We start from the raw sequence: 6,565 nt of genomic DNA, 5'->3' as shown, positions 1-6,565 counted from the left end.
CGACCGCCCGGCGCGCCTGTTCGTCGCCGCCTGGCTGGATGGCGTGCGGCTGATCGACAACCTGCCCGTGCAACCACGGCAGGCCGCGCAGGCACCCGGCCCGCGCCCGGTCGAACCCGCCTGAGCCGACCGAATGCGGTGACCTGCGGTTTTGCGGCCCGTTCGGGCCATATGGTCTTTACATTCAGTCCATATGGCCCATATTATCGCCAAGGAGCCGACCCATGCAGATCCCCGCCAAAACCCGTGAACCGGCCGAGATGACCACCGTGGCGCTCAAGGCCTATGCCCGCACCGCCGAAGCCTGGGGGCTGACCCTGAAAGAGGCGGCGGGCTTGGCCGATATGTCCGAAAGCACCTGGAAACGCGCGCGCAAGCCCGGCTTTGCCGGCGAGTTGACCAAGGATCAGCTGCTGCGGCTTTCGGCGCTGATCGGCATCTACAAATCGCTGGAGCTGTATTTCTCCCGGCCGCTCGCCCGGTCCTGGCTGACCCGGCCCAATACCGGCCCGCTGTTCAACGGGGCGCGCCCGGTCGATGCGGCAATTGACGGTGGCCTGCCGCAGATCCTGAACATCCGCACCTATCTGGACGCGCTGCGGGGCGGCGCATGAGGCAGCGGACGCTGTCAGACCGCGGTCTGACCCGCCTGATCCCCGCCACCTATCACCAGCCGCCAGTGTTGCGCGGCCTGGTCGACAGCGATGACGAGGCCGAGATCCTGGCCGAGATCGAGGGGCTGACCAGTGCCCGCCTGACCGCCGAACGCGGGAAAAGCCCTTATTTAGACCCGCGTGAGCTGGCCTGGCAGCGGCGCAAGACCGATCTGCGGATCTATGGCAATTCGCATGTCAACGCCGCCTTCACCTATACCCGCGCCGGCGGCAACCGGTTCAACGACGGCGCGCGCGGGGCCTGGTACTGCGCCTGGGAGGTGATGGTCGCGGTGGCCGAGGTGGCCTTTCACCGGACTCGCGAACTGGGCTATGCCGGCCATTTCCACGACACCGCCCGCTATGTCGAGCTCCATGCCGATTTCATCGGCCTGTTCGACGACATCACCGACGAGTCCGGCCATGCCGCGCTGCATCCCGACCCGGCCACCGGCTATCCCGCCGGCCAGGCGCTGGCCCAGCTCTTGCGGCAACAGGGCTCGCGCGGTCTGATCTACCCCTCGGTGCGCGCGCCCGAAGGCCATTGCCTGGTCTGCTTCGATCCGCAAGCGGTGCAGAATGTCCGTCCCGGCGCCGCCTGGGACCTGGCCTGGCGCGGGACGCCGGATTATTCGATCCGGCCGGTGGCCTGAACGCGGCGCCGCCGCAGCGGCTGGATCAGCCGCTGTTCCAGCAACGCGCCCGCCGTCACCACCAGCACCACCAGGCACAGCGCCCATTTCGACAGAGCGCCCATCGCGCCCTCGATCTGCAGCGCGTGGATCACCGTGGCGACCACCACCATCAGCGCCAGCAGGTTGTGGATCAGCCGCCAGACCGGATAGCGCAGGCCCAGCCGCCGCCGCAGCGCAACCAGCAGCGCGGTGGCCAGGATCCCCCACATCGCCAGCACGCCATAGACCGAAAACGGCGTCGGCGAGACCAGCAGCAGCGCGTCCAGCGTGTCGGGCGGGCTGGTCAGGTACAACCCGCCCACATGCAGCAGCACGCAGGCCACGATGGCGGCGCCGGTTCGGCGGTGCCATTTGCGCGCGGTGACGATCCCCGGCCCCGGCAGATAGCCTGCCGCCAGCAGCGGCTGGATCACCAGCAGGGCCAGGCACAGGATGCCGGCAAAGCCGCCGATGATATAGGCGGGTGACCGATAGGCCAGATAGGGGCTGAACCCGGCGATCAGCACCGGCGCCGCCATCACCAGCCCGACGCCCAGCCAGATCAGCACGCCGGACAGGCGCCGCGCGGGGCTCATTTCAGGCTCTGTACTGGTCTCAGGCGGGGGCAAGCACAAATTCGGTGGCCAGCGACGTGTCCGACGGGCTGGGCATCACCGGGCGCAGGAACACGGTTTTATAGGCGCCGTCATCATAGGCCAGATGCGCGTGCGGCTGGCCGAAATTTGGCACGATCTGTTCCATCTCCAGCCGGAAACTGCCATCGGCGGCGGTCAGCACGCTGCCGTGGTTGCGCGGCTCGCGTTCGCCGCCCAGCGTGGTGGCGGCCCAGATCTGGATGCGCACCCCTTGCAACGGGGCGCCATCACCGGCGCGCCGCACCATGCCGGAGACCAGAAAGCCGCTGCCAAGACTGTCGACCAGCGGCGCATTGGGACGGTAATTGTTGCTGCCGCCGCGCATCGTCTGCGTCGGCGCAAATTGCCCGGCGGCCCGCGCCGGCGACAGCAGGCCCAGGGGCGCCTGCGCCGCCAGGCCGGCGGCCCCGGCGGCCAGGAAAAACGAACGGCGGTTGTAAAACGGAGCTTTCATGCGGTCCTTGCCTTTCTGCTGTCATCGCGCGGCGGGGTCTTGCAACAGGCGAAATCCTGGCGCGACCCTAGCAGAGCGGCCAGAGTCGGGCCACCGGATCGGCGCACAATCGCGTGAGCGTCAGCCCCGCAGATGCCGGTCGAAAAACGCCAGCGTCCGGTCCCAGGCCAGGGTCGCGGCGGCCTCGTCATAGCGGGGCGTGGTGTCATTGTGGAAACCGTGATTGGCGCCGGGATAGAAATGCACGGTGAACTCCTTGTCATGGGCCTCCAGCGCCGCTTCATAGGCCTCCCAGCCGGCATTGATGCGCTCGTCCAACGCGGCGTAGTGGATCAACAGCGGCGCCTCGATCGCCGGCACATCGGCGGCATCGGGCTGGCGGCCGTAAAACGGCACCGAGGCGGACAGATCCGGATAGGCCACCGCCAGCGCGTTGCAAACACCGCCGCCATAGCAGAACCCGACGCACCCGACCTTGCCGGTCGATTGCCCATGATCGCGCAGGAATTCGTAACCGGCAAAGAAATCTTCCATCAGCTTGGCACCGTCCAGCTGGCTTTGCAGCGCGCGCCCCTCCTCGTCGGTGCCGGGATAGCCGCCCAGCGGGGTCAGCCCGTCAGGCCCCAGCGCCAGGTATCCGGCCTTGGCCAGCCGCCGCACCACATCTTCGATATAGGGGTTCAACCCGCGGTTCTCGTGCACCACCAGCACCGCGGGCAGCGGGCCCTCGGCCCCCGCCGGCTTTGCCAGCAAGCCGCGCATGGTGCCGTGCCCCTGCGGGCTGGCATATTCGGCGGACAGGGTCTCGATCTCCGGGTCGTCCGGGGCGACCTGCTGGGCCAGGGCATAATTCGGCTGCAACTGCTCCAGCAGCATCGCGCCGGTCACCCCGGCGGCGGCATATCGGCCGGCCTGGGCGATAAACTGCCGCTTGGACAGCTTGCCATGCACATAGCCGTCGAAAATTTCCAGGATACGTGGGTGAAAATCGCTGGCGCGCTTGCGGACCGGGTGAGTCATCTTTGTGTCTCCTGAGCAAATATATGGCTCTAAACAGGCGCGATGCGCCGCTTTTTGGCTGAATCAATTGGGCAATGGGATCTCCCAGGCCACTATAGGCCGCGGCACGACGACGACCTATTCACACCCTGGTGAGGCGGCCTCAGCCCGGCGCGCGATCGGCAAAGGCGCGCTCGACCGCGCGGGCGATTGCCGCCAGCCGGTCGCGGCTGACCGGTTGCGGCGCCATCAGGCCAAGACTGCCCAGCACCGCGCCGCTGCCGGGATCGAACAGCGGCACCGTTTCGGCCTGACCGGCACCGAGGTCGAACCTCTCACCCGCATGTTCAAAGGCCGGGGTCACCGCCGGCGCACCGGCCTCGTAATCCGCCACGCCATCGCGGAACAGCTGGCCAACCTTCAGCGCCGCCGCCTGCGCCGGGTCCAGACGGCACAGGTCACCCAGCACCGCAACAATCACCCCGTCGCCATCGGACACGACCAGCACCGCCTCGGCCAGGTCCGGCCGCAGCCGGGCAAAGGCCGCCTCGGCCGCGTGGCGCAGGGTTGATGCGGCTAGGGGCGTCCGGCCGGGGCCGGTCCGTCGCGGGTCGAGTTTGGAGATGGGTCCGTCCTCTGTTTGGCAGAGCTGGCGGCGGGGGGCGGAGTCAGAAACGGCGGCGCAGGCCCGGACTTCGACGACGGAGGACAATCACGCCCGCAAGGCCCGGCGATCTGCCCGGCCCGGTGCTGCCGCCAGTCTGGTTCTGGTCCGACCCGAAAGCCATGGTTGGTCCTCCCTGCCGCAAGCGTAACAAACCGGGGCGCGTTTGCCTATGCCGTTGCCGCAGAAGGAAGGGGGTTTTCAGGGGGCCGGGCGGCGATTGCGCCACCACTGGGTCAGCGCCAGTTCGGCCAGTTCCTCTTCTTCCTTGCGCTGCCGCTCCTCCGCGGCCTCGGCCAGCGCCTTCAGCCGCAGGATCTCATAGGTCTTGATCTCGCGGAACGCCTCGGACACCCGTGTTTCCAGCTTGGACAGATCCGGCTCCAGCCGCGCGCGCTGTTTCTCGGTCTGCACGATCTCGCGGCGAATCGCCCGCGAGAAATTGCCGGCATAGGACAGCAGCGCCGGGTCGCTGACCTGCATCGCCGAGCTCAGCTTGTCTTCCAATTCGCCGCGCTGACGGTCCAGCTTGCCCGCCTCGGCGCGCAGATGTCCCAACGCCTGGGTATCGGCCTCGATCTCGTGTCGCTTGACCCGTTCGATCAATTCCAGCGCGGCGATGCGGCGGGCCTCCATCAGCGCCGGTCCGGCGCCAGGGCAGGCTGTGCGATCAGGTCGCCGAACAGGGTCCGGGTCAGCGTCGCCAAAGCCGGAAACCTGACCATCGCCTAATGCCCTTTTTCCGGGGTTTTCGCCTTTTCAGGCTCTGTTTCCTCGCCCTCCGGCGCGGTCAGCGCCACCAGTTTGTCGCGCATCGCGTCGAGGATCTCGGCCTCCAGCACCGGCCGGGTCAGCGGCACCTGCATCACAACCACCGGCGCCGGCGGCTCGACCGGAACCAGGTCGCCGGCGTCGGCCTCCGGCTCTTCGGGCGCCTTGTCGGCCGCTGGCGGCCCCGCGGCAAAGGCGCTTCCGCCCAGCACCGCCAGAGCCAGAGCAGAGGCCAGGCGCCGCATCACTGCGCCGCCGCGCCGCGCTGGCTGGCCTCGACCTTGTAGAAATCGGGCTGCATCCGGGTCGGGATCGCGCCGCGGCCGATCTCGACACAGATATTGGGCGGATGGTTCGACACCATGGCGACAAAGATGTCGCGGATGACGTGATAGAAATGCCCGTCCTCGTCCTCGATCTGCTTCAGCCGGCCGGAAATCGGCTGCACCATGCAATAGGCCAGGAACACGCCCAGAAAGGTCCCCACCAGCGCGCCGCCGATCATGCCACCCAGGATCTCGGGCGGCTCGTCGATCGAAGACATGGTCTTGATCACCCCCAGAACAGCCGCGACGATGCCGATGGCGGGCAGACCGTCGGCCATGGTCTGGATCGCATGCGCCGCCTCCAGCGCCTCGTGATGGTGTTTCTTGATCTTGCGGCTGATCACTTCCTCGGTCTGGAACTTGTCGTCGAATTGCATCGACAACATGCGGAAACTGTCGGTGATCAGTTCGGTGGCAAAGTGATCCTTCAGGATCTTGGGATAGCGTCCGAAGATCTCGCTTTCCTTGGGTTTCTCGATGTGATCGTCCAAGGCCAGGATGCCCTGCTGCTTGTAGATGCGGGTCAGTTCATACATCAGGCTCAGCAGATCTTCGTAATCCTTGCCTTTCCATTTCGAGCCCTTGATCACCTTCAGCACGCCGCCAATGGCGCTTTTGATCACCGAAAAGGAATTGGCGATGACAAAGGCGCCAATCGCGGCACCGCCGATCATCATGCCTTCATAGGGCAGGGCATACATCACGATATCGAGCTTGCCGCCCGACAACATGAACCCGCCAAAGACGAGTCCGAATACCATAGCAAGGCCAAGAAAAAGTGTCATCGTGCGATCCGTTTGGGCCGTTTCACCGTGTCAGGGTCAAGGTTTACAAGAACAGAATAAACAGAATTGACTTCTGTACAAGTATAATGAAGGATAGTTTCAACTTTTAGCGCCAGATTGCCTGCCCTGACCATGAAAAACGACGACGTTTTTGCCTATGTCCTTGACCAAGAGCTGGTCCGCAGCGCGCTGCAGGACTGGCCATCGGGCATGATCCTGATTCTGTGCCTCAAGGCCGATGGCAGCTGTCAGACCGTGGTGGGCCATGCCGATGAAACCAGCCGCACCCTGCGCAAGGCGGCGGCGGCACTGGGCCTGCCCGAGCGCAGCTTTGCGGTGGCGCCGGAGGTGCCCGGCTGGCCGACCCGGCGGGTGCGCTTCTCGGAAGAGCAGGACATGCTGCGCCTGGTCTCCGAGGCCAAGCACCTGGTCGAACTGGCCACCGATTACGCCATCAACTACCGTTTCGCCCGCGACGAGGGACTCAGCCCCGAGGTGGTGACCGGCGGCGCAAAGCCGCCGCAGCCGCGCGCGCCAGAGCCGCCGGCCAAGCCGGCGTCGGTGGTGCGGCAGATGCGGCAGC

Annotated in this window: 10 protein-coding genes; 3 read left to right on the top strand and 7 right to left on the bottom strand. The window is 66.4% G+C overall.

Features of this window, described 5'->3' with window-relative positions; translation table 11 throughout:
* Positions 1-224: 224 nt before the first annotated feature.
* Together CVM52_RS22490 and CVM52_RS22485 are read left to right on the top strand one after the other, a co-directional pair.
* Complete coding sequence (locus CVM52_RS22490; RefSeq protein ID WP_100164610.1) at positions 225-614, top strand: MbcA/ParS/Xre antitoxin family protein; 390 nt, start codon at positions 225-227, stop codon at positions 612-614.
* On the top strand, positions 611-1,306 hold the full coding sequence (locus tag CVM52_RS22485; protein ID WP_100164609.1) for an RES family NAD+ phosphorylase: 696 nt from the start codon (positions 611-613) through the stop codon (positions 1,304-1,306). Before CVM52_RS22490 ends, CVM52_RS22485 begins: the two co-directional genes overlap by 4 nt.
* Here the strand turns inward: CVM52_RS22485 and CVM52_RS22480 are convergent.
* The 7 genes from CVM52_RS22480 to motA form a co-directional block, all read right to left on the bottom strand.
* On the bottom strand, positions 1,282-1,923 hold the full coding sequence (locus tag CVM52_RS22480; RefSeq protein WP_100164608.1) for a ferric reductase-like transmembrane domain-containing protein: 642 nt from the start codon (positions 1,921-1,923) through the stop codon (positions 1,282-1,284). The two genes, CVM52_RS22485 and CVM52_RS22480, sit on opposite strands and share 25 nt — an antisense overlap.
* Before the next feature lie 19 nt (positions 1,924-1,942).
* On the bottom strand, positions 1,943-2,437 hold the full coding sequence (locus CVM52_RS22475) for a peptidase associated/transthyretin-like domain-containing protein (protein WP_100164607.1): 495 nt from the start codon (positions 2,435-2,437) through the stop codon (positions 1,943-1,945).
* Between the two features lie 120 nt (positions 2,438-2,557).
* Positions 2,558-3,457: a YghX family hydrolase gene (yghX, locus tag CVM52_RS22470; protein WP_100164606.1), complete on the bottom strand. Its 900-nt coding sequence runs from the start codon at positions 3,455-3,457 to the stop codon at positions 2,558-2,560.
* 142 nt (positions 3,458-3,599) lie between these two features.
* On the bottom strand, positions 3,600-4,148 hold the full coding sequence (locus CVM52_RS26725; protein ID WP_133119944.1) for a hypothetical protein: 549 nt from the start codon (positions 4,146-4,148) through the stop codon (positions 3,600-3,602).
* 153 nt (positions 4,149-4,301) lie between these two features.
* On the bottom strand, positions 4,302-4,736 hold the full coding sequence (locus CVM52_RS22460) for a flagellar FliJ family protein (RefSeq protein WP_100164604.1): 435 nt from the start codon (positions 4,734-4,736) through the stop codon (positions 4,302-4,304).
* A gap of 92 nt (positions 4,737-4,828) precedes the next feature.
* Positions 4,829-5,116 carry a hypothetical protein gene (locus CVM52_RS22455; protein WP_100164603.1) on the bottom strand — a complete coding sequence of 96 codons (288 nt, stop codon included), beginning with the start codon at positions 5,114-5,116 and terminating at the stop codon, positions 4,829-4,831.
* The gene (motA, locus tag CVM52_RS22450; RefSeq protein ID WP_100164602.1) at positions 5,116-5,982 is read right to left on the bottom strand and encodes a flagellar motor stator protein MotA; all 867 of its coding nucleotides are present in this window, start codon (positions 5,980-5,982) and stop codon (positions 5,116-5,118) included. The genes CVM52_RS22455 and motA overlap by 1 nt, the downstream gene beginning before the upstream one ends.
* 132 nt (positions 5,983-6,114) lie before the next feature.
* On the opposite strand from motA, the gene CVM52_RS22445 reads away from it, so the two are divergent.
* On the top strand, positions 6,115-6,565 hold a 451-nt coding region (locus CVM52_RS22445), incomplete at its 3' end, for a hypothetical protein (RefSeq protein WP_133119943.1).

It is taken from the genome of Pseudooceanicola lipolyticus (assembly GCF_002786325.1).
Taxonomy (GTDB): Bacteria; Pseudomonadota; Alphaproteobacteria; order Rhodobacterales; family Rhodobacteraceae; genus Pseudooceanicola_C; species Pseudooceanicola_C lipolyticus.
This window is presented reverse-complemented; position numbering and strand designations above follow the sequence as displayed.

Coding starts and splice junctions, on each gene's coding strand:
- CVM52_RS22460 (WP_100164604.1), bottom strand. CDS start 4,736: ATGGAGGCCCGCCGCATCGCCGCGCTGGAATTGATCGAACGGGTCAAG.
- CVM52_RS22475 (WP_100164607.1), bottom strand. CDS start 2,437: ATGAAAGCTCCGTTTTACAACCGCCGTTCGTTTTTCCTGGCCGCCGGG.
- CVM52_RS22490 (WP_100164610.1), top strand. CDS start 225: ATGCAGATCCCCGCCAAAACCCGTGAACCGGCCGAGATGACCACCGTG.
- CVM52_RS22480 (WP_100164608.1), bottom strand. CDS start 1,923: ATGAGCCCCGCGCGGCGCCTGTCCGGCGTGCTGATCTGGCTGGGCGTC.
- motA (WP_100164602.1), bottom strand. CDS start 5,982: ATGACACTTTTTCTTGGCCTTGCTATGGTATTCGGACTCGTCTTTGGC.
- CVM52_RS22485 (WP_100164609.1), top strand. CDS start 611: ATGAGGCAGCGGACGCTGTCAGACCGCGGTCTGACCCGCCTGATCCCC.
- yghX (WP_100164606.1), bottom strand. CDS start 3,457: ATGACTCACCCGGTCCGCAAGCGCGCCAGCGATTTTCACCCACGTATC.
- CVM52_RS22455 (WP_100164603.1), bottom strand. CDS start 5,116: ATGCGGCGCCTGGCCTCTGCTCTGGCTCTGGCGGTGCTGGGCGGAAGC.